Source organism: Mycobacterium cookii (genome assembly GCF_010727945.1).
Lineage (GTDB): Bacteria > Actinomycetota > Actinomycetes > Mycobacteriales > Mycobacteriaceae > Mycobacterium > Mycobacterium cookii.
Window position 1 is genome coordinate 721,292 of the sequence record NZ_AP022569.1, and the last position, 25,883, is coordinate 747,174.

A 25,883-nucleotide genomic window follows, 5' to 3' on the forward strand; every position below is an offset into this window, starting at 1 on the left:
GAACATGGATTGGGTCAGCGTGTTTCGGGCACCCGCTTCGATTGAATGAGCGGGATCTCGCGGGCCGGTAGCGGTCCGCAAAAGTAATTACCCTGAATGACGTCGCAGCCGAATCTCTTGAGCCACCGGACCGTTTCCTCGTTTTCCACACCCTCGGCGACGCTGGCGATACCGAATTCTTCGGCCAGCTCGATAACCGAACGGGCAATGGTCGCCGCGCGACGGTCGTAGAGGATCGGTGCGATGAGCTGGCGGTCCAGTTTGACTTCATCGATCGGCAGCTCACGTAAGTAAGTCAGCGTGGAATAGCCGCTGCCGAAGTCATCGATCGAGACCCGGATGCCGGCGCTGCGGAGGCGATTGAGCACGGCACGGACTTTGACGAAGTCTGCCACCACCAGCTCCTCGGTGATCTCAACGGTGAGCAGGCGGGCCGACATGCCGTGGGCGTCGAGCACCGACATGATGCGGTCGGGCAGGGTGTCTTCGTCGAGCGACCGCGCCCACAAGTTGATTGCGACCGGAATATCGGTGCCTTGCGCGTGCCACTCCGAGGCATCCGCAACCGCCCGCCACAGGACCATGTCGGTCACGGCATCCATCAACCCGTGTTCGCGGACCAGCGGCAAGAACTCCTGGGGCTCCAAGATGCCCAAAGTCGGGTGCTTCCACCGGAGTAACGCCTCGGCTCCGCAGATCGCGCCACTGCGCATCTCGAATTGCGGTTGGTAGACCAAATTCAGCAGCCGGTCATCGATGGCGCGCCGGAGATCCCACAACAGCTGCAGTCGCGCCGCACCGTCACGGGATGCCTGCCGACCCGAGAGATCGGCATCCATCTCGGGTGAAAAGGTTTGCACGGCGCTAGCGGTGGTCGGTTCGGCGCGCAACCGGGCGGCTTCGGCCCGGCTGAGAAGATTCTCTGCGGTCAGCACGGGACCGTAGTCCGACCCGGTGGACGCCACGCCAACGCTCAGGTGCACATACACTTCGCGATCCCCGACCTGCAGGGGGCTGTCGAACGATCGGGCGAGCCGTTCGGCGACCTGTACAGCGATGTCGGGCGGGTCTTCGAGCAGGATGGCGAATTCGTCCCCGCCCATCCGCGCAACGGTGTCGTCGGTGCGCACACCGGATTGGATTCGCGCGCCAACGCTGCGCAGCAACTCGTCGCCGGCTGCATAGCCCAGCGAGTCATCGACCAATTTGAAGTCGTCGACTCTGGCCCGCAACAGGCTGATCGGGACGGCAAGGCGCAGATGCAGCTGCACAGCATGTTCCAGCCGTTCATCGAGCAATCGCCGATTCGCCAAGCCGGTCGTCGGATCCCGCAAAGCGGCATCGGCCAGTGCCTCGAGCAGGCGACGCCGCCGGTCGAGAACCAGTAGTTGCCGCAGCAGCACGACGACGGAGAGAAACATACCGGCCGCGAATACGAACGCATTGCCGCGGTCTCGGGGCCAGAAACGCACGGCGAATATCGCGAGCGCGACCGACACCGGCAGGTACGGCAGCCACATAGCCTGCCGCGAGAGGCCGGGGGTTCGTCCGGCGTCCAGGTCCGGTCCCATCCGGAACACGATTGCCGACAACGCGAGAAAATAGGTGCCGCTGATCCACCCGAAAGTCACGACGTCGCCGGGAATGTGGTCGGCCCCGTTCCCGTACAGGTGCAAACCGCCGGCGACACCAATGGCCGCGAACCCCGTGGTCAGTAGCGACGTAGAGAGCCTGCGGCGGGGCTCGGTTGCCCGCATAACAACCAATCCAATGACAGCGAGCCCGAGATAGATCGCCGTGATGACAGCCAACAGGATGCGCGTGATGCTCGCCCCAGGCGCCGCGTCCACCACCAGACTGCCTATCGCCAAGAACAACGCCGCGGCAACGAGAACCCCGTCAAGCAGCAGGCCGATGCCGAATAGGTCGTCATTACGGTTAGGCACCAGAACCGCTGCGCCCAAGGCACATAGCGGCAGCACGACGTAGCCCAGTTCGCCCACGGTGGTAATCGAAATCGGGGCCGTTCCTCCCAGCGCGACGTAGCACCAAACGGCACTCCCGGCTGCCCAGCCGCCCACCCCGGTAGCCAGGGCAATCCAGGCAGACCGCTGGCGGCCACGGGCAGTCCAAGTGGCGTTGACTGCGCAAGCAGTCGCAAAGACCCCCATGGTCACAATGCCTGCTGGCCCGACCACCGAATCGTGTGCGCCGCCGAACAACATCGCCGCAAGGAAGAGCAAGCCCGCGGTCGCCAACGCGACCAGCGCCCAACGCCGCGTCGTCAGTGTGAACATCACTCGACCTGTCAGATGGGGACCCGAACCCCGGGGCAAGCCAGCATGCCTGTCCATTTGCTTCCGGGCAGTTTAGGACACGTTTGCCGGTAGTGGATCGGTTCGAATTCTGAGTTGTTTCCGCAACAACTTGTTTGCCCTACTCGAGAACATCGGAAATCTCCAGCCATCGGCTTTCCAGCTCGGCGACATCGCCTTCGAGGTCGCGCAATTGATCGGTGAGACGCGCGACGCCGATGTGGTCGGATTGGTCGTAGTCGGCGAGCTCGGAATGCTTTGCCGCGATCTGATCGGCCAGTCGGGCCAGCCGACGGTCGATCGCCGCGATTTCCTTCTCGGCGGCGCGTAGCTGAGCCCCGGAGATCTCCTGCGATGCGGACGGTCTGGCGGCGGGTCGTGCGGCACGCTCTCCCGTCGCCATGGCTGCCAGTCGGAGGTATTCGTCCACACCGCCGGGGAGGTGTCGCAACCGGCCGTCGAGGATCGCGTACTGCTGGTCGGTCACTCGTTCCAGCAAATAGCGGTCGTGGGACACCACGATCAAAGTGCCCGGCCAGGAGTCGAGCAGGTCTTCGGTGGCGGCGAGCATGTCGGTGTCCACGTCGTTGGTCGGCTCGTCGAGCAGCAGCACGTTGGGTTCGGCCAGCAGCGTCAGCATGAGGTGCAACCGCCGGCGTTGCCCACCCGAGAGTTCATCGACGCGCGCCGACAACTGACCACCTGCGAACCCCAGCCGCTCCAGCAGCTGCGCGGGTGTGACGTCGCGACCGTCGACCTGATAGCCGGCGCGCAGTCGCCCGATGACATCAGCGACCCGCTCACTCGCCAGCGGTACCAGCTCATCGCCCCGCTGATCCAGCATTCCGACCCGAACTGTCTTGCCACGCTTGACTCTTCCGCTATCCGGTTGAATCGCCCCGGTGATGAGTCCGAGCAACGTGGACTTGCCCGCTCCGTTGGCGCCGACGATGCCGCTGCGTTCGCCGGGCCCGATACGCCATTCGACATCGCGCAGCACCGGCCGGCCGTCGAATGAGACCGACACGTCGAGCAGGTCGATGACGTCCTTGCCTAGTCGCGCGGTGGCGAGCTTGGCCAACTCGACGGTATTGCGCAACGGCGGCACGTCGGCGATCAACTGGTTGGCCGCATCGATGCGGAACTTCGGTTTCGAGGTGCGGGCCGGCGGGCCGCGGCGCAGCCAGGCCAACTCCTTGCGCATCAGGTTCTGCCGCTTCGACTCGGCGACGGCGGCTTGCCGGTCTCGTTCGACGCGCTGCAGGACGTAGGCGGCGTAGCCGCCGTCGAAGGGCTCGACGATTCCGTCGTGCACCTCCCACGTCGTGGTCGCCACCTCGTCGAGGAACCAGCGGTCGTGGGTCACCAACAGCAGCCCGCCGGTGTTACGGGCCCAGCGCTGATTCAGATGGCTGGCCAGCCAGGTGATGCCTTCGATGTCGAGGTGGTTGGTCGGCTCATCCAGCGCGATGACATCACAGTCGTCGATCAGCAGCGCGGCCAGCTGGATGCGCCGCCGCTGACCACCGCTGAGCGTGCCGATGGCGGCGTCCCAGGCGATGTCGGCGACCAGGCCGCCGACCACGTCGCGGATGCGCGGATCGCCGGCCCATTCGTGTTCGGGCCGGTCGCCGACCAACGTCCAGCCGACCGTGCTGTTCGAATCGAGGGTGTCGGTCTGGCTCACCGACCCGACCCGAAGCCCGCTGCGTTGGGTGACCCGGCCGGAGTCCGGACGCAGCTGACCTGTGAGTAGTCCCAGCAAACTGGATTTACCGTCACCGTTGCGGCCGACGATGCCGATGCGGTCGCCGTCGCTGAGTCCGACGGTCACTGATTCGAACACAACCTGAGTCGGATATTCGAGGTGAACGGCCTCGGCCCCCAGCAGGTGTGCCACTGTGCAAACCCTAGACGGCTGCCACGCACCGGCGGCCTGGCGGCCGCGATGACTAGGCTGGTCCAACGGATCGGTACCGGTGACCAAAGCAACGGGCCCACCCCCTGTGATGTGCCATGATGTGCCCGCGTGCAGCACACGGATGGTCATTGTTCGAAGGAGGGGCGGCATGGATCTGAAGTTCTCAGCGGTCACCCGGCCGGTTGAGCGTCTGATCGCGACCGCCCAGAACGGGCTGGAAGTGCTGCGACTTGGCGGGCTGGAAACGGGTAACTCTCCGTCGCCGTCACAGGTCGTGGAAAGCGTGTCGATGTACAAGCTGCGGCGGTATTTCCCGCCGGACAGCCGCCCGGGGCATCCGCAGGCAGGTCCGCCGGTGCTGCTGGTGCACCCGATGATGATGTCGGCGAGCATGTGGGACGTCACCCCGGAGGAAGGCGCGGTGGGCATCTTGCACTCCGCCGGGCTGGACCCGTGGGTTATCGACTTCGGCTCACCGGACGAGGTCGAAGGCGGAATGCGCCGCACTTTGGCCGACCACATCGTTGCGTTGAGCGAAGCGCTCGACGCCGTCACCGAGATCACCGGTCAAGACGTGCACCTCACCGGCTACTCCCAGGGCGGGATGTTCTGCTATCAGGCGGCGGCCTACCGCCGCTCGAAAGGCATCGCGAGCATCGTGACGTTCGGCTCGCCGGTCGACACCTTGGCCGCTCTTCCGATGGGACTCCCGCCGAACCTGGCCCCCGGCATCGCCAACTTCATGGCCGACCACGTCTTCAACCGACTAGACATTCCAGGTTGGCTGGCGCGCACCGGCTTTCAGATGCTCGATCCACTCAAGACCGCCAAGGCACGGGTTGATTTCGTGCGCCAACTGCACGACCGCGAGGCACTGCTGCCACGGGAAGCGCAGCGCAGATTCCTGGAGTCGGAAGGCTGGATCGCCTGGTCGGGACCGGCGATCTCCGAACTGCTCAAGCAGTTCATCGCGCACAACCGGATGATGACCGGCGGTTTCGCGATCAACGGTCAGCTGGTGACGCTGACCGACATCACCTGTCCCGTACTGGCTTTCGTCGGTGAGGTCGACGATATCGGTCAGCCGGCCGCGGTGCGGGGTATCCGCCGCGCGGCACCCAACGCGGACGTCTACGAATATCTCATCAGGACAGGTCATTTCGGCCTGGTCGTCGGGTCCCGGGCAGCGCAGGAGTCCTGGCCGACGGTCGCCGATTGGGCACTGTGGATTTCCGGCAACGGGGAGAAGCCCACCGATATTTTCCCGATGGCGGATCAACCCACCGAGGGCGACGATCGCGGTGTCGCGCTCAGTTCGCGGATGATGCACGGCATCGGCGAGGCGTCCGAGGTGGCACTGACACTGGCCCGCGGGGCCGCCGACGCCGTGTTCGCCGCGAACAGGTCGATGCGAACGTTGGCCGTCGAAACCGTGCGGACACTGCCTCGCCTGGCCCGGTTGGGTCAGATCAACGACCACACCCGAATCTCGCTCGGCCGGATCATCGGCGAGCAGGCGCACGATGCCCCCAACGGCGAATTCCTGCTCTTCGACGGACGCGTGCACACCTACGAGGCGGTGAACCGGCGTATCGACAACGTGGTGCGCGGCCTGATCGCGGTCGGGGTGCGCCAAGGCGAGCATGTCGGCGTGCTGATGGAAACCCGACCCAGTGCACTGGTCGCCATCGCCGCGCTGTCTCGGCTGGGTGCCGTCGCGGTCCTGCTGCAACCGGACGCCGATCTGACCGGACAGGTGCGGCTTGGGGGAGTGAGCGAAATCATCACCGACCCAACCAATCTCGGGACGGCGCGGCAATTGCCATGCCAGATCCTGGTCTTGGGCGGCGGTGAATCCCGCGATTTGCACCTCGCCGCCGACGCCGCCGTCACCGACATGGAACAGATCGACCCCGACGTCGTGGCCCTGCCCGCCTGGTATCGCCCCAACCCGGGCTATGCCCGCGATCTGGCATTCATCGGATTCAGCACGGCCAGCGGGCAACTCGTCGCCAAGCAGATCACCAACTACCGGTGGGCGTTGTCGGCGTTCGGAACCGCGTCGGCGGCTGCTCTCGGACGCACCGACACCGTGTACTGCCTCACACCGCTGCACCACGAGTCCGGTCTGCTGGTCAGCCTCGGCGGCGCGGTGGTCGGCGGCACCCGAATTGCGTTGTCCCGCGGACTGAAGCCCGAGCGTTTTGTCGCCGAGTTGCACCAGTACGGCGTCACTGTCGTCTCCTACACGTGGGCCATGCTGCGCGATGTCATCGACGACCCGGCTTTTGCGCTGCATGGCACTCACCCGGTGCGGCTGTTCATCGGCTCGGGTATGCCGACCGGTCTGTGGAAGCGGGTCGTCGACGTGTTCGCGCCCGCGAATGTCGTCGAATTCTTCGCGACCACCGACGGACATGCGGTGCTGGCCAACGTATCCGGCGCCAAGATCGGCAGCAAAGGCCGTCCGTTGCCCGGTGCCGGGCGCGTCGAATTGGGCGCCTACGACGCCGAGCACGATCTGATTCTGGAGAACGACACCGGCTTGGTCCGCGTTCCGGAAGCCGGGGAGGTCGGGGTGCTGCTCGCCGAGCCGCGCGGACCGATCGACCCGACCGCCTCGGTCAAACGTGGCGTATTCGCCCCCGCCGACACCTGGATCTCCACCGAGTACCTGTTCCGCCGCGACAACGACGGCGACTTCTGGCTGGTGGGCAGGCGCGGGTCGACGGTGCACACCGAACGTGGCGTGGTGTTCTGCGATCCGATCACCGATGCGCTCGGGTTGATCCCGGCGGTCGACCTCGCGGTGACCTACGGGGTGTCGATGGACGGTCATCAGGTCGCGGTGACTGCGGTGACGACGCGGCCGGGCGCGACGATCACGGCCGCCGATCTCAGCGAAGCCGTCGCCGCCATGCCGTTCGGGCTGGGACCCGACATCGTGCACGTGGTGCCCGAGATGAAGCTCAGCGCGACCTACCGTCCGACGGTCAGCGCGTTGCGCGCTGCGGGGATTCCCAAGGCGGGACGACACGCCTGGTTCTTCGACGCTGAGGCGAATCAGTTCCGGCGGTTGACCGGGCTGGCTCGGGCGGAGCTGTCTGGTGCGCAATGACGTTGGGCACGAACATGATTGACCAGACGCTGCTGCGTATACTGGTCTGCCCTGCTGACCGGGGCCCGTTGCTGCTGCTGGACGGGCCAGACGGACCGCTGTTGTACAACCCGCGGCTGCGACGCGCCTACCGGATCGAGGACAGCATCCCGGTGCTGCTGGTCGACGAGGCCGTCGAGGTCGGCGACGACGAGCATGCACGGCTCATGGCGCAGGCAGGTCCGGCAACTCCCCAGTGAGGTAGCGCTGCAGGGTCGGGGCGATGGTGTCCACGATCTGCTGTGCGGGCAGCGACGCGAACGGCTCGAACTCCAGGATGTAGCGCGCCATCACGACTCCCACCAGTTGTGAGGCGACGAACTGGATTCGGACGACGCCGCTTCCTGGCGGGTTGTCGACGCGCGGGCCCACCTCGACCGTGATCACGTCCTGGATGAAACTGCGAAACAGGTTGACCTCCGAACCGGCCAGGATCGACCGCAGCGCCGCGATGAAACCGGCACCCATCTCAGAGTCCCACAGCGCCAACAACATTGACGGCAGCGTGCGGCCGATCTCGTCGACCGGAACCTCACGCAACGGTCCGATCACGTCCATCGGGTCGATCGGGATGTGCACGGCGGCGGCGAAGAGTTTCTCTTTGGTGCCGAAGTAGTGATGCACCAACGCCGAATCGACGCCGGCAACCGAGGCGACCGAGCGAATCGACGTGTTACCGATCCCATTGCGGGCGAACAGTTCTCGGGCACTGTCGAGAATTCGCTCGCGCGTATTTGAGTTGCCTGCGGGGCGGCCGGGTTTTCTCCGGCCCGCGTCGGTGGTCGCCACGTCAGGGCGTCTTGCGTTTCAGGGTCGCGGCGGCCAGGCACAGTGCTGCCAGCGCAAAGCCCACGACGACCGTGATGTCGCGCACCGCGACGCCGGTCAACTCGCTGTGTGCTCCCACTTGTTGCAGCGCCTCCAGTGCGTAACTGGCCGGCAGGAGGTCGCTGATCCAGTTCAGCCAGGACGGCATCAGCGCGCGAGGGACGATGATGCCCGCCAACAGCAGTTGCGGCACCATCACCAACGGGATGAATTGGACGGCTTGGAATTCGGTCCGGGCGAACGCGCTGCACAACAGTCCGAGGCCGACGCCGAGCACTGCGTTGACGATCGCGATGACGAACACCCACAAGGGGCTGCCGGCGGTGTCGAATCCCAGCAACCAGAACGACACCGCACAGGCCACGACGGCTTGCGTCGCCGCGGCGATCGAGAATGCGGTCCCGTACGCGATCAACAGGTCGAGTCGCCGCAGCGGTGTGGTCAGGATCCGCTCCAACGTCCCCGAGGCCCGCTCGCGCTGCATGGTGATCGCCGTGATGATGAACATCACGAACAGCGGGAACAGGCCCAGCAGGATCAGGCACGCGTTGTTGAACGGCGCCGGCGTGCCCGGACGGTGCGGGACGTTCTGGAACATGAAGTACATCAGCGAGATCACCAGTACCGGTACCGCCAAAATCATTGCGACACTGCGATGATCGGCGATCAGCTGGCGCAGGATCCGCGTCGTGGTCGCGGTGTAACCCCCCAGCCCTAACCGGCTTGGCGGCTGGTGTTGCGCGTGATGATGGACAGAAACGCGTCCTCCAGTGACGGACATCCGGTGTCCTCTCGTAGTTGGGTCGGGGTGGTGTGCGCGACGAGACGGCCGTCGCGCATCAACAACAAGTCGCCGCAGTGGTCGGCCTCGTCCATGACGTGGCTGGAAACCAGCAGCGTGGTCCCGGCCCGGGCCAGATCGAGGAATTGTTCCCACAGGTCTGCCCGCAGCACCGGGTCCAATCCCACGGTGGGTTCGTCGAGTACCAGCAACTCGGGGCGGCAGACCAACGCGCACGCCAGTGACACCCGGGTGCGCTGACCGCCGGAAAGGTTGCCGCAGTAGGCGGTGCGGTGATCACTTAAACCCACCCGGTCGATCGCGGAGTCCGCGGCGGCGCTGTCGAAGCCGTAGAGCGACGCGAAGTACCGCACGTTGTCGACGATCCGTAGGTCGTTGTAGATCGTCGGGTCTTGCGGCAGGTATCCGATCCGATGGCGCAGCGGCGTGGAGCCCGCGGGAAGGCCGAGCACCCGGACGGTTCCGGATGCGACGAGCTGGGTGCCGACGATGCACCGGATCAGGGTGGTCTTTCCACAGCCCGACGGCCCGAGGAGACCGGTGACGCTGCCGCGAGCTATCCGGACGGAGAAGTCGTGCAGGGCGGGCCGCTTGCCGCGAATCACTTTCAGGTGGCTGATGTCGACTGCCGCCTCGTGGCGGTGCGGCGGTAATTCATCACCCGATGAAGTCATCATGGGATGAATATCCGCCCCTGCCCGACGGCTGTCAAGAGCTCTCGCCGATCAGGCACCCAACCGAATGGTGATCAACAGACCGACGAGCGCTATCACGCCGGCGAGAAGCATTGCCGCCCTGGGATTGCCGAAGTTGATCGTCCAACCCAGACCAAACCGGCGCGGAACCAGCAGCGCGCCGTCTTCGTGGTTGATGTAGAACAGGCCGCCCCGCCAGTACTTGTCGTCGTCCCGATGGGTCAGTCCGGTGGCCTCGCCGTCCTCGTACCGCACGCGGTTGTTCCTCGCCAGGACCACGACGGCCACCACGACGGCGGACAGGATCGGCAGCACGATCACCAGCGGCGCCCATCGAGCGGTTGTCCCGGTCCACATCAGCAGGGACGATCCCAGCAATCCGACGTCGATCATCGCGACCAGTCCGAGCAGCGCCTTGGCGCTCACCGACATGTAATGGCGGTGCCACAGCGCGGAGTCCACTGGGTGCGCCGGGTCGATGTCGGCCCGGCTTCTGCGAAAGATCGTCAACGCGATGCCGATAAGTAGCGCTGTGACGGCGATCTGGACGAACACCAGCGAGAACGCGGTGCCAACCGATTTGGCGGCCACGCGGTTCGGTGTGCCCGTCGCGCTGTAATGCATCACCAGGACCTCGGGCATCGACGGGTAGCCGATGACGCCGACCGCCACCGTGACGACCATGACGATGAGCGCCGGCGCCAGCCACAGCCACGGAAAACGCGGGGGATCGGTTCGTAAGCCAGTGTCCACCGCGATGCCTTGGTGCACACTGTCGTACCAGTGCCCAGCTGACTTCGCGGCCCGAATCTCGTTGTTGGCCAGGGAAAAGCAGCCGTACCAGACGCTGACGACCACTAGCAGCGACAACGGCAGCAGCAACGTGGCCCCGGTCGCCCGGTAGCAGACGACGCCGGCCACAACGGCGACAATCGCACCGATGAGCACCCGCCATCGGTAGAGGCGGGTCTGTCTGACGACCGTCGGGTCGTCGGCATACTGGGCCGGCACCCGGACTCCGAACGGCACCGTCGGACTGTTGATCGAGGGCAGCATCAGGGCAATGACGAGCAACAGTGCTGACAACCCGGAGCACACGGCGATCGCAACGGTCATGGCTGGTCCTTTGGCTGCGTAGTGCCGAATGAATCGAGCGTGGACCGGCAGGCACGGAGAACGTCGCCGGTCGGTATGCCTTTCGCGACGGCTTCCGCCAGCAATGTCCGCGCTCTCGCGGTCCATTCCGCGAGGTACGGCGAATCGGCGACCGTCGGCGTCACCACCGCACCGGTTTTGCGGTTGAGCCGGATCAGGCCCTGCTGGCGCAGGAGGTCGTAGGCCTTGTTCACGGTGTGAAAGTTGATCCCGAAGTCCGCGGCCAGCGTCCTGGTGGCCGGCAACGAACTACCCTCGGTCAGCACGCCGTCGGCGATCGCCTCCACGATCCGGTCGCGAAGCTGCTGGTAGATCGGCACCTCGCTGGCCAGGTCGACATTGAGGATCACGCACTCCGCCTTTGCTTTGATATACAAGTTATAGAACAAACTTTCTTTTGCGACAAGGCTGGCCGCGGGCAGAATCTGTTTGGTGGTGGCTGACCAACTCGCGGTCGACCCGGTCGAAGCGGCGCATCGACTACTCGGTGCGACCCTGACCGGTCGCGGCGTGACCGCCGTGATCGTCGAGGTCGAGGCGTACGGCGGCGAGCCCGAAGGTCCGTGGCCTGACGCCGCCGCGCATTCCTTCCGCGGTCCGACCGGACGCAGCGCGATCATGTTCGGCCCGCCCGGTCGGCTCTACGCCTACCGCAGCCACGGGATCCACGTCTGCGCCAACGTGGTCTGCGGAACCGACGGCGTCGCGGCCGCCGTGCTGCTCCGAGCGGCAGCCATCGAGACCGGCCTCGATGTCGCCCAGTCGCGACGCGGCCCATCAGTCCGCACTATGGCGCTGGGCCGCGGTCCGGGCAATCTGTGCTCGGCCACCGGAATCAGCATGGCCGACAACGGGATTGATCTGTTCCATCCCGACAGCCCGATCACGTTGACGCTCAACGGCTCAACCCAGGGGATCGCCGGGCCCCGGGTCGGTGTGAGTCAGGCGGCCGACCGCCCGTGGCGGTTGTGGTTGCCCGGACGGCCCGAAGTATCGGCGTACCGGCGCAGTCCACGCGCACCGGCGCCCGGCTCCAGCGACTGAGTAGGACGCGCCCGGCGCGGCTGTCGTGCGACGGTACGAGAAGATCTATCACTGTGGGCGCTGAAATCCTCGACGAGCTGAACTGGCGTGGGCTGATCGCGCAGTCGACCGACCTCGACGCGCTGGCCGACGAGGCAACACGCGGCCCGATGACGCTCTATGCCGGGTTCGATCCCACTGCGCCGAGCCTCCATGCCGGGCATCTGGTGCCGCTGTTGGCGCTGCGGCGTTTTCAGCGTGCCGGCCACCGACCCATCGTTCTCGCCGGAGGCGCAACCGGTTTGATCGGCGACCCGCGCGACACGGGCGAACGCGTGCTCAACACCGACGAGATCGTGCAGGAGTGGACCGGGCGGATCCGTGGCCAGCTCGAGCGCTTCGTCGACTTCGACAGCTCACCGACCGGTGCCGTCGTGGAGAACAACCTCGAGTGGACCAGTGCCATGTCAGCGATCGAGTTGCTGCGCGACGTCGGAAAGCACTTCTCGGTCAACGTCATGCTCGACCGCGACACCATTCGGCGGCGGCTGGACGGTGAGGGGATCTCCTACACCGAGTTCAGCTACATGCTCTTGCAGGCCAACGATTACGTCGAGTTGCACAAGCGCCACCGTTGCGTGCTGCAGGTCGGCGGCTCCGACCAGTGGGGCAACATCATCGCCGGCGTGAGGTTGGTGCGCCAGAAGCTGGCCGCCTCGGTGCACGCTTTGACGGTCCCCTTGGTGACGGCGGCCGACGGGACCAAGTTCGGCAAGTCCACCGGGGGCGGCAACGTGTGGCTCGACCCGGATATGACGACGCCGTACGCCTGGTATCAGTACTTCGTCAATACGGCCGACGCGGACGTCGTCCGGTATCTGCGGTGGTTCACTTTCCTGTCGGCCGACGAGCTGGCGGAACTCGAGGAGGCCACAACCGCTCGGCCACAGCAACGGGTGGCTCAGCGCCGGTTGGCGCGTGAACTCACGACGCTCGTACACGGCGAGCACGCGACGGACGCGGTCGAGCACGCGAGCCAGGCACTATTCGGGCGCGGCGAGCTCGCTCAGCTGGACGAGCCGACGTTGCGAGCCGCGCTGCGGGAAACCTCGATCGCCGAGCTGCAATCGGGAACGCCCGACGGGATCGTCGACCTGCTTGTCGCCACCGGCTTGTCGCAGAGCAAGGGAGCCGCGCGACGCACGATCGCCGAGGGGGGTGTGTCGGTGAACAACCACAAGATCGAGGACGAGGAGTGGGCGCCGCAGCCGTCCGACTTCCTGCACGGGCGATGGCTTGTGCTGCGCAGGGGCAAGCGCAACGTCGCCGGCGTGGAGCGTCTCGGTTGATCTTGAGACAGCCGAAACACACCGTCTAGCAGCGTGTTTGACTCTCAGTTTTCTGTCGCGTAACTTAATCGAGTCGCTGCGACACGGCCAGTCCGGAGAGCGCGGCGGCATCCCAGAGGGACACCCCATTTCGGTGGGATCTCTCGACGTCCGTGGAACGAGTGAGCGGCCCAAAGCCGCGGGTCTTGCTGCGCGGCCGGTGGGTGTTGTTTGAGAACTCAATAGTGTGTTTGGTGGTTTTGTTTTTGTTGTTGTTTTTTTGCCGCATTCTGACTTCCCGTGTTGGGGTGTGGTGTTTTTGATGCCAGTTTTTGGTGTCGTTTGTTAGGTCAGATTGTTCTGATTGAATTCTGCCTGCACTGTTGTGGTGTGGGGGTTTTTGTTTGGAGAGTTTGATCCTGGCTCAGGACGAACGCTGGCGGCGTGCTTAACACATGCAAGTCGAACGGAAAGGCCCTTTCGGGGGTACTCGAGTGGCGAACGGGTGAGTAACACGTGGGTGATCTGCCCTGCACTTTGGGATAAGCCTGGGAAACTGGGTCTAATACCGGATAGGACTACGGACTGCATGGTCTGTGGTGGAAAGCTTGTTGCGGTGTGGGATGGGCCCGCGGCCTATCAGCTTGTTGGTGGGGTGATGGCCTACCAAGGCGACGACGGGTAGCCGGCCTGAGAGGGTGTCCGGCCACACTGGGACTGAGATACGGCCCAGACTCCTACGGGAGGCAGCAGTGGGGAATATTGCACAATGGGCGCAAGCCTGATGCAGCGACGCCGCGTGGGGGATGACGGCCTTCGGGTTGTAAACCTCTTTCACCATCGGCGAAGCCGGGAGCTTTTGTTTCTGGTGACGGTAGGTGGAGAAGAAGCACCGGCCAACTACGTGCCAGCAGCCGCGGTAATACGTAGGGTGCGAGCGTTGTCCGGAATTACTGGGCGTAAAGAGCTCGTAGGTGGTTTGTCGCGTTGTCCGTGAAATTCCCTGGCTTAACTGGGGGCGTGCGGGCGATACGGGCAGACTGGAGTACTGCAGGGGAGACTGGAATTCCTGGTGTAGCGGTGGAATGCGCAGATATCAGGAGGAACACCGGTGGCGAAGGCGGGTCTCTGGGCAGTAACTGACGCTGAGGAGCGAAAGCGTGGGGAGCGAACAGGATTAGATACCCTGGTAGTCCACGCCGTAAACGGTGGGTACTAGGTGTGGGTTTCCTTCCTTGGGATCCGTGCCGTAGCTAACGCATTAAGTACCCCGCCTGGGGAGTACGGCCGCAAGGCTAAAACTCAAAGGAATTGACGGGGGCCCGCACAAGCGGCGGAGCATGTGGATTAATTCGATGCAACGCGAAGAACCTTACCTGGGTTTGACATGCACAGGACGCCGGCAGAGATGTCGGTTCCCTTGTGGCCTGTGTGCAGGTGGTGCATGGCTGTCGTCAGCTCGTGTCGTGAGATGTTGGGTTAAGTCCCGCAACGAGCGCAACCCTTGTCTCATGTTGCCAGCGCGTTATGGCGGGGACTCGTGAGAGACTGCCGGGGTCAACTCGGAGGAAGGTGGGGATGACGTCAAGTCATCATGCCCCTTATGTCCAGGGCTTCACACATGCTACAATGGCCGGTACAAAGGGCTGCGATGCCGTGAGGCTTAGCGAATCCTTGAAAGCCGGTCTCAGTTCGGATCGGGGTCTGCAACTCGACCCCGTGAAGTCGGAGTCGCTAGTAATCGCAGATCAGCAACGCTGCGGTGAATACGTTCCCGGGCCTTGTACACACCGCCCGTCACGTCATGAAAGTCGGTAACACCCGAAGCCAGTGGCCTAACCCTTGTGGGGGGAGCTGTCGAAGGTGGGATCGGCGATTGGGACGAAGTCGTAACAAGGTAGCCGTACCGGAAGGTGCGGCTGGATCACCTCCTTTCTAAGGAGCACCACGAAAAACATCCTCAATTGGTGGGGATGTGAGCCGTGAGAGCCGGTCGCCTGTAGTGGGTGTCGGCTTGGTGCGCAACAGCAATTGTCTTGTTGAGGCAGCAGAATCGCCGGCACACTATTGGGTCCTGAGGCAACACCTGGTGTTGTCCCGGGCCAAGGGATTGGTTCGGGGTCAGGTGGTGTCGCTCCATCTTGGTGGTGGGGTGTGGTGTTTGGTAATTGGATAGTGGTTGCGAGCATCTAAGCAAAATTGCTGATTTGTAGCGTTTTTGTTTGAGTTGTTTTCTTGTGTTTGTAAGTGTTAAAGGGCGCATGGTGGATGCCTTGGCATCAGGAGCCGATGAAGGACGTGGGAGGCTGCGATATGCCTCGGGGAGCTGTCAACCGAGCGTGGATCCGAGGATGTCCGAATGGGGAAACCCGGCACGAGTGATGTCGTGTCACCCGTATCTGAATACATAGGGTGCGGGAGGGAACGCGGGGAAGTGAAACATCTCAGTACCCGTAGGAAAAGAAAACAAGTGTGATTCCGTTAGTAGTGGCGAGCGAACGCGGAGGATGGCTAAACCGTGCGCATGTGTAACCGGGTAGGGGTTGTGTGTGCGGGGTTGTGGGGATGATGCGTCTGGTTCTATCCGACCGGAGAGCAGCAGTGTGTGGTTAGTCGAAGTGGCCTGGGATGGTCTGCCGTAGACGGTGAGAGCCCGGTAGGTGAAAACTGCGCACCTGTTTTGTGTCGTTACCCGAGTAGCAGCGGGCCCGTGGAATCTGCTGTGAATCTGCCGGGACCACCCGGTAAGCCTGAATACTTCCTGATGACCGATAGCGGATTAGTACCGTGAGGGAATGGTGAAAAGTACCCCGGGAGGGGAGTGAAAGAGTACCTGAAACCGTGTGCCTACAAGCCGTCAGAGCCTTCGACTTGTCGTGGGGTGATGGCGTGCCTTTTGAAGAATGAGCCTGCGAGTCAGGGACATGTCGCGAGGTTAACCCGGGAGGGGTAGCCGCAGCGAAAGCGAGTCTGAATAGGGCGTATCCACCTTTGGGTGGTGTAGTGGTGTGTTCTGGACCCGAAGCGGAGTGATCTACCCATGGCCAGGGTGAAGCGCGGGTAAGACCGCGTGGAGGCCCGAACCCACTTAGGTTGAAGACTGAGGGGATGAGTTGTGGGTAGGGGTGAAAGGCCAATCAAACTCCGTGATAGCTGGTTCTCCCCGAAATGCATTTAGGTGCAGCGTTACATGTTTCTTGCCGGAGGTAGAGCTACTGGATGGCCGATGGGCCCTACTAGGTTACTGACGTCAGCCAAACTCCGAATGCCGGTAAGTGAAAGTGTGGCAGTGAGACGGCGGGGGATAAGCTCCGTGCGTCGAGAGGGAAACAGCCCAGATCGCCGGCTAAGGCCCCTAAGCGTGTGCTAAGTGGAAAAGGATGTGCAGTCGCATAGACAACCAGGAGGTTGGCTTAGAAGCAGCCACCCTTGAAAGAGTGCGTAATAGCTCACTGGTCAAGTGATTGTGCGCCGATAATGTAGCGGGGCTCAAGCACACCGCCGAAGCCGCGGCAACAACCTTGTGTTGTTGGGTAGGGGAGCGTCCTGCATCCAGCGAAGCCACCTAGTGATGGTGTGGTGGAGGGTGTGGGAGTGAGAATGCAGGCATGAGTAGCGATAAGGCAAGTGAGAACCTTGCCCGCCGAAAGACCAAGGGTTCCTGGGCCAGGCCAGTCCGCCCAGGGTGAGTCGGGACCTAAGGCGAGGCCGACAGGCGTAGTCGATGGACAACGGGTTGATATTCCCGTACCCGTGTGTGCGCGCCCGTGACGAATCCATTCTGCTAACCGCCCAAAAGGTGGTTCATCAATCCCTTCGGGGTGCGAGAACTCACCGGCTGCGCGGGACCCGGATGGGTAGTAGTCAAGCGATGGGGTGACGCAGGAAGGTAGCCGTACCAGTCAGTGGTAACACTGGGGCAAACCGGTAGGACGACATCTAGGTAAATCCGGGTGTCATATCAGTCCGAGAGGTGATGCATAGCCGGATGAGGTGAATTCGGTGATCCTATGCTGCCAAGAAAAGCCTCTAGCGAGCACACACACGGCCCGTACCCCAAACCAACACAGGTGGTCAGGTAGAGAATACCAAGGCGTACGAGAGAACTATGGTTAAGGAACTCGGCAAAATACCCCCGTAACTTCGGGAGAAGGGGGGCCCACACACCGTCATGGCCTTCGCGGCCGGCAGCGGTAGTGGGTCGCAGAAACCAGTGAGAAGCGACTGTTTACTAAAAACACAGGTCCGTGCGAAGTCGCAAGACGATGTATACGGACTGACGCCTGCCCGGTGCTGGAAGGTTAAGAGGACCCGTTAACCCCTCGGGGTGAAGCGGAGAATTTAAGCCCCAGTAAACGGCGGTGGTAACTATAACCATCCTAAGGTAGCGAAATTCCTTGTCGGGTAAGTTCCGACCTGCACGAATGGCGTAACGACTTCTCAACTGTCTCAACCATAGACTCGGCGAAATTGCACTACGAGTAAAGATGCTCGTTACGCGCGGCAGGACGAAAAGACCCCGGGACCTTCACTATAGCTTGGTATTGATGTTCGGTACGGTTTGTGTAGGATAGGTGGGAGACTGTGAAACAATTACGCCAGTAATTGCGGAGTCGTTGTTGAAATACCACTCTGATCGTATTGGACCTCTAACCTCGAACCGTCTATCCGGTTCAGGAACAGTGCCTGGTGGGTAGTTTAACTGGGGCGGTTGCCTCCCAAAATGTAACGGAGGCGCCCAAAGGTTCCCTCAACCTGGACGGCAATCAGGTGGCGAGTGCAAGTGCACAAGGGAGCTTGACTGCAAGACTGACACGTCAAGCAGGGACGAAAGTCGGGACTAGTGATCCGGCACCCCCGAGTGGAAGGGGTGTCGCTCAACGGATAAAAGGTACCCCGGGGATAACAGGCTGATCTTCCCCAAGAGTCCATATCGACGGGATGGTTTGGCACCTCGATGTCGGCTCGTCGCATCCTGGGGCTGGAGCAGGTCCCAAGGGTTGGGCTGTTCGCCCATTAAAGCGGCACGCGAGCTGGGTTTAGAACGTCGTGAGACAGTTCGGTCTCTATCCGCCGCGCGCGTCAGAAGCTTGAGGAAACCTGTCCCTAGTACGAGAGGACCGGGACGGACGAACCTCTGGTCCACCAGTTGTCCCACCAGGGGCACCGCTGGATAGCCACGTTCGGACAGGATAACCGCTGAAAGCATCTAAGCGGGAAACCTTCTCCAAGACCAGGCTTCTCACCCATTCAAGTGGGATAAGGCCCCCCGCAGACCACGGGATCAATAGACCAGACCTAGAAGACCAGCAATGGTTGCAGGGAACTGGCACTAACCGGCCGAAAACTTACACACACGCAACCACTACACCAAATAACCACAAATCTGCCGCACCCCACCACCAATAACAACCCCACAATTTTATATAAAGTTACGGCGGTCATAGCGACAGGGAAACGCCCGGACCCATCCCGAACCCGGAAGCTAAGCCTGCCAGCGCCGATGATACTACCCACCCGGGTGGAAAAGTAGGACACCGCCGAACACAACCACAAAACCCTCGGCCCCCCATATCGGGGGGCCGAGGCATTTGTGAAACAATTCAACTTGCTTTTGAATATATTTGAAGACCGAGAAAAGAATTAATCAGCCGTGCGCGATTAAATGCTCAACGTCGCAGCCCTGGAATTCGGCCGATGCCGGCGCGGCGCTCGCGCATCTTGGCCGACGGGGCGCTGCAGCAGGCGGCCACCGTATCCTTTGGTACGACGCCAATCGCAATTCGAGGTGAAGGGCACGAGTGGTCCACGACAAGCACAGCGAGGGAACGCAACGACCAAAGCGAACACCGCGTCCCCAAGCACCCACCTCAGGTCCGGGACGCGCTCGCAGGGCCCAGCCCAGGCACGAATCCACCAACGACGACCGCAATTCGCCGCAGATACCGCCTGAGATCGAGGCGAAGCAACTGGCGCCCGATGTTCGGCGTGAGCTCAGCACACTGGATCGCCACACCGCCGACGCCGTGGCCCGCCACCTGGTCGCGGCCGGGGAACTGATCGACGAGGACCCCGAGACGGCACTCGAGCACGCACGCGCCGCACGGGCCCGCTCTGGTCGTATCGCCGCCGTCCGCGAAGCTGTCGGCATCGCGGCATACCGGTGCGGCGACTGGGCGCAGGCCCTGGCAGAACTCCGCGCGGCCCGCAGGATGGGCAGCAAGTCGCCGCTGCTTCCGCTGATCGCCGACTGCGAACGCGGCCTCGGCCGGCCGGAGCGGGCACTCGAGTTGGCGCGCGGTTCCGAAGCGGCCAAACTCACCGGCGATGAAGCCGACGAGTTGCGCATCGTCACCGCGGGGGCCCGTACCGACCTCGGGCAACTCGAACAGGCCCTGACCGTCTTGTCCACCCCGCAGCTGGACCCGACGCGGACCGGGGTGATCGCCGCCCGGTTGTGCTACGCGTACGCGGAGACATTGCTGGCGCTCGACCGCGGGGACGAGGCACTGCAATGGTTCCTGCATGCCGCCGCGGCTGACGTCGACGGTGTCACCGATGCCGAAGACCGAGTGAGCGAGCTCGGCTGACGTGGGATCGCTTGCGCGGGAACATGATTGCCTATTGCTCGATCTGGACGGAACGGTCTTCCGAGGTCACGAGCTGACCGACGGGGCAGCAGCGGCGCTGGAAGAAGCATCCGGCCGAAAACTGTTCGTCACCAATAACGCGTCGCGCAGTGCCGACGAGGTTGCCGGCCACCTCAACGACATCGGGCTCGACGCGACCGCCGACGACGTGGTCACCAGTGCGCAGAGCGCCGCGCACGTTCTGGCCGACCAACTTCCGCCCGAATCGCGGGTCCTGATCGTCGGCACCGACTCGCTGGCCGCCGAGATCGAGGCCGTCGGCCTACGGCCCGTCCGCCTGTTCGACGACGAACCGCACGCGGTAGTCCAGGGTCACTCCCCGCAAACCGGGTGGAGCGATCTCGCCGAGGCGGCGCTGGCCATCCGGGCCGGCGCACTGTGGGTGGCGGCCAACGTCGACCGCACCCTGCCCACCGAACGCGGGCTGCTACCAGGCAACGGCTCGATGGTCGCCGCGCTTCGGGCAGCGACGGACGCCGAGCCTCGGGTCGCGGGGAAGCCGGCCCCGACGCTCATGCGAGATGCATTGGCCCGCGGCGACTTTCGCACACCATTGGTCGTCGGCGATCGACTGGACACCGATATCGCCGGTGCCAATGCGGCCGAGCTGCCCAGCCTGTTCGTGCTGACCGGCGTGAATTCCGCGCGCGACGCGGTCTATGCCGTGCCCGAACAACGCCCGACTTACATCGGTCACGATCTGCGCTCGCTGCACGAGGACGCCGATGCGCTGGCGGTGGCCGCCCAGCCGGGCTGGCGCATCGAGGCCTCAGGCGGGTCGCTGACCGTATCCGCCAAGGGCGAGCACCGAAACGGCGACGGGTTATCGATCGTTCGTGCCGTGGCCGACGCCCTCTGGTCCGGACAGTTCAACGGCCGTTCCGTCGCCGTCGAGGCCGGCGACGACACCGCCCGGGACGCCCTGCAACGGTGGTCCCTGACGTAAATCCGATAGCGTTGGAACGCGATGCATCGCGTCGGCGACGATGCAGAGCAATGCGATGAGGAGGAGTGGCGCCATTACCAACGACCCAGATCAGATTCGCGCACAAATCGACGCCGTACTCGCCGAGCTGCCCGACCCTGCCAACCCGGAAAACATGCCCTCCGAAGCCGATCTCGAGGAGATCGCCCGTCGGCTGTCCGAGGCGCACGACATGCTGGTGCAGGCGCTGGAGTCAGCGGAGAAGGGCTGAATTCCTCGTGCCGCGGCACAGCCGTGTCGACGCCGAACTGGTCCGGCGCGGCCTCGCTCGCTCTCGCCAGCAGGCCGCGGAGTTGATCGGCGCCGGCAAGGTCAGCATCGACGGAATGCCGGCGGTGAAGCCGAGCACAGCCGTCGCGGCATCCGCCGCACTGACCGTCACCGGCGACATCGGGCGCAGTTGGGTGTCGCGGGGCGCACACAAGCTCATCGGCGCTCTTGACGCGTTCGTGATCAGCGTCGACGGGCGACGCTGCCTGGACGCGGGCGCCTCGACGGGTGGATTCACCGAAGTCTTGCTGGATCGCGGCGCCGGCGAGGTGGTCGCCGTCGATGTCGGCTACGGCCAGCTGGCCTGGTCATTGCGGTCCGATCCCCGCGTGGTGGTCGTCGAGCGGACCAATGCGCGCGAGCTCACCCCAGACGCGATCGGCGGTCCGGTCCAGTTCGTCGTCGCTGACCTGTCGTTCATCTCGCTGACCACGGTATTGCCCGCGCTGACTGGATGCGCGTCGCCCGACGCAGATATCGTTCCCATGGTGAAGCCGCAGTTCGAGGTGGGTAAGGGGCAGGTGGGAGCCGGCGGCGTGGTGCACAGTGCCGAATTGCGGGCGGGTGCCGTGCTCGCCGTCGCACGCCGCGCCGACGAGCTTGGCTGGCACACCGTCGGGGTCACCCCGAGTCCGCTTCCGGGGCCGTCGGGCAACGTTGAATACTTCCTGTGGCTGCGTGCCGAAACCGATCGGAGCCTGTTGGCTGATGACCTGCACAGCGCTGTACACCGAGCCGTCGAGGAAGGTCCGCAATGACTCGTGAGCGCACCGTCCTTCTCGTCGTGCACACCGGACGAGAAGAAGCCACCGAGACCGCACGACGGGTCGAAAAAGTGTTGCACGACAACGGTATTGGCCTTCGCGTGTTGTCAGCCGAAGCGGTGGACCGCGGTCCGCTGCATCTGGCCCCCGACGATATGCGCGCGCTGGGTGTCGACATCGAGGTCGTCGACGCCGACCCGGACGCCGGTCAGGGCTGCGAGCTGGTCATCGGCCTCGGCGGCGACGGCACATTCCTGCGCGCCGCGGAACTGGCCCGCAACGCCGAGATCCCGGTGCTGGGCATCAATCTCGGCCGGATCGGCTTCCTGGCCGAAGCCGAGACGGAGGCGATCGACAGCGTGCTCGACCATGTGGTCGCGCGCACCTACAACATCGAAGAACGACTCACCCTCGACATCGCGGTGTGGTTCAGGGGCGAGGTGCTGTCCCGCGGCTGGGCGCTGAACGAAGTCAGCTTGGAAAAGGGTCCGCGGCTCGGGGTGCTCGGGGTGGTCCTCGAGGTCGACGGCCGGCCGGTGTCGACGTTCGGCTGTGACGGCGTGCTGGTGTCCACGCCCACCGGCTCCACGGCCTACGCGTTCTCCGCGGGCGGGCCCATCCTGTGGCCGGATCTCGAGGCGTTGTTGGTGGTACCCAACAACGCTCACGCTTTGTTCGCCCGACCGATGGTCACCAGTCCCGACGCGCGGATCGCGATCGAAATCGAGGCCGACGGACACGACGCCCTGGTGTTCTGCGACGGCCGCCGGGAGATGTTGGTGCCGGCAGGTGCACGGCTGGAAGTGCGCCGCTGCGACGTGTCGGTCAAATGGGCACGGCTGGACAGCGCGCCGTTCACCGACCGCCTGGTGCGTAAATTCCGGCTGCCGGTCACCGGTTGGCGCGGACGGTAACGGTGCTCAGTGAGATTCGGATCGAGTCGTTGGGCGCCATCAGCGCCGCAACGGCCGAATTCGGCAGCGGTCTCACGGTTTTGACGGGGGAGACCGGAACGGGCAAGACCATGGTGGTGACCGGGCTGCATCTGCTCGGCGGGGCCCGCGCCGACGCCAACCGGGTTCGCTCGGGAGCTGAGCGGGCAATCGTCGAAGGTCGCTTCAGCACTGGTGATCTCGACGATAAAGCGGCGACGCAGATCGACGAGATGCTGGATGCCTCCGGCGCCGAGCGCGACGAGGACGGCAGCATCATCGCGCTGCGCTCGGTCAGCCGCGACGGTCCGTCCCGGGCCTACCTCGGTGGACGCAGCGTGCCCGCCAAATCGCTCAGCGAGTTCACCACCGAGCTACTCACTCTGCACGGGCAGAACGATCAGCTGCGGCTGATGCGCCCCGATGAGCAACGCGGCGCCCTGGACCGGTTCGCGGCCGTTGGTGCCAAGCTGGAGCGCTACCGCAAGCTGCGCGACGCGTGGCAGTCGGCGCGACGCGACCTCGCCGACCGAAGCGATCGGGCTCGCGAGTTGGCGCAGGAGGCCGATCGGCTGAAGTTCGCGCTGCACGAGATCGACGCCGTCGATCCGGCGCCCGGCGAAGACGATGCGCTGGTTGCCGACATTCGCCGGCTCTCGGAGTTGGACGCGCTGCGCGAGGCGGCGTCCGGGGCGCGCGCTGCGTTGTCCGGTGCGGCAGAGGACACCGCAGATCCGGCCGGCCTGGCCGCGTCGGCGGCGGACGGTGTCGCGCGAGCAAAATCCGCACTGGAGTCGACGGATGACGCCACGCTGCGGGGCTTGGCCGGTCAGCTCGGTGAGGCGTTGGCGGTGGTCGGCGACGTCGCGCGCGAGCTCGGCGGATATCTGGGCGAGCTGCCGGCTGACGCCAGCACATTGGACGCCAAGCTCGCCCGCCAAGCCGAGCTGCGCACGCTCACCCGCAAGTACGCAGCAGACATCGACGGCGTGCTGCAGTGGTCTGGCGAAGCGCGAGATCGGCTGGCGCACTTGGATGTTTCCGAGGAGGCGCTGGCCGGTCTGCAGCAGCGGGTCGACGATCTCGCCATGCAATTAGCCAGTGCGGCAACCGAACTCAGCAAGGCACGCGGCCAGGCCGCCAAGCGACTGGCCAAGGACGTCACTGGTGAGTTGTCCGGGTTGGCGATGGCCGACGCCGAGTTCACCATCACCGTGTCGACCATGCCGGCGGCCGCCGACGATCCCGCGGCGCTGACGCTCGCCTCGGGTACCCGGGCGCACGCCGGCGGTGACGGCGTCGACCAGGTCGAGTTCGGTTTCGCCGCGCACCGGGGCACGACGGTGCTGCCGTTGTCCAAGAGCGCCTCGGGCGGTGAACTGTCGCGGGTAATGCTCGCGCTCGAGGTCGTGCTCACCGCGTCGATGGCCGGCACCACGATGGTGTTCGACGAAGTCGACGCGGGGGTCGGCGGCCGCGCGGCAGTACAGATCGGCCGGCGGCTGGCGCGGCTGGCCCGCAATCGTCAGGTCATTGTCGTGACGCACCTGCCGCAGGTCGCCGCCTACGCCGACGTGCACCTGATGGTCGACAGCAACGGACCCAAGGGCGCCAGCGGGGTGCGGCGTCTCGACGGCGATGACCGGGTTGCCGAACTGGCCAGAATGCTGGCCGGGCTGGGTGATTCGGATACCGCGCGCGCACATGCCCGTGAACTTCTCGAGGCCGCCGACTGTGACCGGATTGCGACCTCGTAAGCGTATAGATGCTGTTGCAGATGTGACAAGATATAACTTCTGAGGCTGTTGTTACGGCGCGCCTCCCCGCACGATCTCGGGTTGCCCGACAGAATCGCCCCCATGAGCGTCACCACCACACTGTCAGGTCTGCTGTCTCGCAACACCGACCGACCGGGTCTCGTTGGCACGGCCCGAGTCGACCGCGACATCGACCGACTGCTGCGCCGGGTCTGCCCCGGCGACATCGCCGTCCTCGATGTGCTGGACCTCGACCGGATCACGGCCGACGCGCTGGTCGATGCGCAGATCTCCGCGGTGGTCAACGCTTCCACGTCAGTGTCCGGTCGCTATCCCAACCTGGGCCCCGAGGTCTTGGTGAACAACGGCGTCACCCTGATCGACGACGCGGGCCCCGACGTCTTCAAGAAGATCAAGGACGGCTCGAAGATCCGGCTGCACAATGGCGGCGTGTACGTCGGAGACCGGCGGCTGATCCGCGGCACCGAGCGCACCGACGAAGAGATCGCCGATCTGATGCAGGAAGCCAAGACCGGATTGGTCTCGCACCTGGAGGCGTTCGCGGGCAACACCATTGAATTCATCCGGAGCGAGAGCCCGCTGCTGATCGACGGGATCGGGATCCCCGACGTCGACGTCGAACTGCGTCGTCGGCACGTCGTCGTGGTCGCCGACGACGACGACGCCGCCGAGGACCTCAAACGGCTCAAGCCCTTCATCAAGGAGTACCAGCCGGTGCTCATCGGGGCGGGTGCCGGCGCAGATGTGTTGCGCGAGGTCGGATATCGCCCGCAACTCATCGTCGGTGATCCCAGCGAGCTGAGCGCCGAGGTGCTCAAAAGCGGAGCGCAGGTGGTGCTGCCGGCCGACGCCGACGGCCATGCCCCCGGCCTGGAACGCATCCAGGACCTCGGTATCGGCGCGATGACGTTTCCCGCCGCTGGTTCGCCTGCCGACCTGGCGCTGCTGTTGGCCGATCACCATGGCGCCGCTCTGCTGGTGACCGCGGGCCACAAGGCCAACATCGAGACGTTCTTCGACCGGACCCGCCAGCAGAGCAACCCGTCGACATTCCTCACCCGGCTGCGCGTGGGTGAGAAAGTCGTCGACGCCAAAGCGGTTGCCACGCTGTACCACAACCGCATCTCCGGTGGCGCCATCGCGTTGCTGATCTTGACGATGCTGATCGCGGTCATCGCCGCACTGTGGGTGTCGCGCACCGACACCGTGGTGCTGCACTGGGCCGTCGTGTACTGGAACCACTTCCTTGCCTGGGCGCAGCACTGGATCCATTAAGGCGG

Annotated in this window: 18 protein-coding genes and 3 rRNA genes; 14 read left to right on the forward strand and 7 right to left on the reverse strand. The window is 64.3% G+C overall.

The features are described 5' to 3' along the window. Positions 1–14 precede the first annotated feature (14 nt). Positions 15–2,297, reverse strand: coding sequence for a putative bifunctional diguanylate cyclase/phosphodiesterase (locus tag G6N27_RS03455; protein ID WP_163775084.1), 2,283 nt, complete (start codon positions 2,295–2,297; stop codon positions 15–17). 139 nt (positions 2,298–2,436) lie between these two features. Further along, positions 2,437–4,215, reverse strand: coding sequence for an ABC-F family ATP-binding cassette domain-containing protein (locus G6N27_RS03460; RefSeq protein WP_163775085.1), 1,779 nt, complete (start codon positions 4,213–4,215; stop codon positions 2,437–2,439). A gap of 169 nt (positions 4,216–4,384) precedes the next feature. Here G6N27_RS03460 and G6N27_RS03465 point away from each other — a divergent pair, with 169 nt between their 5' ends. Both G6N27_RS03465 and G6N27_RS03470 read left to right on the forward strand, forming a co-directional pair. Then, on the forward strand, positions 4,385–7,354 hold the full coding sequence (locus tag G6N27_RS03465; RefSeq protein WP_163775086.1) for an acyl-CoA synthetase: 2,970 nt from the start codon (positions 4,385–4,387) through the stop codon (positions 7,352–7,354). A gap of 14 nt (positions 7,355–7,368) precedes the next feature. Beyond that, complete coding sequence (locus tag G6N27_RS03470) at positions 7,369–7,593, forward strand: Trm112 family protein (protein ID WP_163781287.1); 225 nt, start codon at positions 7,369–7,371, stop codon at positions 7,591–7,593. Here G6N27_RS03470 and G6N27_RS03475 read toward each other — a convergent pair. Genes G6N27_RS03475 through G6N27_RS03495 form a run of 5 tightly spaced genes read right to left on the reverse strand, consistent with a single transcriptional unit; the run spans position 7,559 to position 11,223 of the window. After that, positions 7,559–8,182, reverse strand: coding sequence for a TetR/AcrR family transcriptional regulator (locus G6N27_RS03475; protein WP_163775087.1), 624 nt, complete (start codon positions 8,180–8,182; stop codon positions 7,559–7,561). The genes G6N27_RS03470 and G6N27_RS03475 overlap by 35 nt on opposite strands. Position 8,183: 1 nt before the next feature. After that, a complete protein-coding gene (locus G6N27_RS03480) occupies positions 8,184–8,933 on the reverse strand; it encodes an ABC transporter permease (RefSeq protein ID WP_232065222.1) in 750 nt (249 codons plus the stop codon). 2 nt (positions 8,934–8,935) lie between these two features. Next, a complete protein-coding gene (locus G6N27_RS03485; protein WP_163775088.1) occupies positions 8,936–9,700 on the reverse strand; it encodes an ABC transporter ATP-binding protein in 765 nt (254 codons plus the stop codon). Between the two features lie 48 nt (positions 9,701–9,748). After that, complete coding sequence (locus G6N27_RS03490) at positions 9,749–10,834, reverse strand: DUF1648 domain-containing protein (RefSeq protein WP_163775089.1); 1,086 nt, start codon at positions 10,832–10,834, stop codon at positions 9,749–9,751. Then, positions 10,831–11,223, reverse strand: coding sequence for a GntR family transcriptional regulator (locus G6N27_RS03495; RefSeq protein ID WP_163775090.1), 393 nt, complete (start codon positions 11,221–11,223; stop codon positions 10,831–10,833). The genes G6N27_RS03490 and G6N27_RS03495 overlap by 4 nt, the downstream gene beginning before the upstream one ends. Before the next feature lie 82 nt (positions 11,224–11,305). Between G6N27_RS03495 and G6N27_RS03500 the strand changes: the two genes are divergently transcribed. The 12 genes from G6N27_RS03500 (at position 11,306) to steA (ending at position 25,878) form a co-directional block, all read left to right on the forward strand. Then, on the forward strand, positions 11,306–11,917 hold the full coding sequence (locus G6N27_RS03500) for a DNA-3-methyladenine glycosylase (protein ID WP_163775091.1): 612 nt from the start codon (positions 11,306–11,308) through the stop codon (positions 11,915–11,917). 53 nt (positions 11,918–11,970) lie between these two features. Next, on the forward strand, positions 11,971–13,245 hold the full coding sequence (tyrS, locus tag G6N27_RS03505) for a tyrosine--tRNA ligase (protein WP_163775092.1): 1,275 nt from the start codon (positions 11,971–11,973) through the stop codon (positions 13,243–13,245). A gap of 380 nt (positions 13,246–13,625) precedes the next feature. Continuing rightward, positions 13,626–15,159: ribosomal RNA gene (locus G6N27_RS03510) — 16S ribosomal RNA — on the forward strand. A 306-nt stretch (positions 15,160–15,465) separates the two neighbouring features. Further along, positions 15,466–18,580, forward strand: a 23S ribosomal RNA gene (locus G6N27_RS03515). Between the two features lie 77 nt (positions 18,581–18,657). Further along, positions 18,658–18,770: ribosomal RNA gene (gene rrf / locus G6N27_RS03520) — 5S ribosomal RNA — on the forward strand. Together the 16S, 23S and 5S rRNA genes form the textbook arrangement of a ribosomal RNA operon. 255 nt (positions 18,771–19,025) lie before the next feature. After that, the gene (locus G6N27_RS03525; protein WP_163775093.1) at positions 19,026–19,814 is read left to right on the forward strand and encodes a tetratricopeptide repeat protein; all 789 of its coding nucleotides are present in this window, start codon (positions 19,026–19,028) and stop codon (positions 19,812–19,814) included. 1 nt (position 19,815) lies between these two features. Beyond that, the gene (locus G6N27_RS03530) at positions 19,816–20,820 is read left to right on the forward strand and encodes an HAD-IIA family hydrolase (protein WP_163775094.1); all 1,005 of its coding nucleotides are present in this window, start codon (positions 19,816–19,818) and stop codon (positions 20,818–20,820) included. 73 nt (positions 20,821–20,893) lie between these two features. Continuing rightward, the gene (locus G6N27_RS03535; protein WP_163781292.1) at positions 20,894–21,070 is read left to right on the forward strand and encodes a hypothetical protein; all 177 of its coding nucleotides are present in this window, start codon (positions 20,894–20,896) and stop codon (positions 21,068–21,070) included. Between the two features lie 7 nt (positions 21,071–21,077). Beyond that, positions 21,078–21,887 carry a TlyA family RNA methyltransferase gene (locus G6N27_RS03540; RefSeq protein WP_163775095.1) on the forward strand — a complete coding sequence of 270 codons (810 nt, stop codon included), beginning with the start codon at positions 21,078–21,080 and terminating at the stop codon, positions 21,885–21,887. Further along, positions 21,884–22,807, forward strand: coding sequence for an NAD kinase (locus G6N27_RS03545; RefSeq protein WP_163775096.1), 924 nt, complete (start codon positions 21,884–21,886; stop codon positions 22,805–22,807). The genes G6N27_RS03540 and G6N27_RS03545 overlap by 4 nt, the downstream gene beginning before the upstream one ends. A 2-nt stretch (positions 22,808–22,809) precedes the next feature. Further along, positions 22,810–24,582, forward strand: coding sequence for a DNA repair protein RecN (gene recN / locus G6N27_RS03550; RefSeq protein WP_163775097.1), 1,773 nt, complete (start codon positions 22,810–22,812; stop codon positions 24,580–24,582). Positions 24,583–24,684: 102 nt separating this feature from the next. Then, a complete protein-coding gene (steA, locus tag G6N27_RS03555) occupies positions 24,685–25,878 on the forward strand; it encodes a putative cytokinetic ring protein SteA (protein ID WP_163775098.1) in 1,194 nt (397 codons plus the stop codon). Positions 25,879–25,883 lie beyond the last annotated feature (5 nt).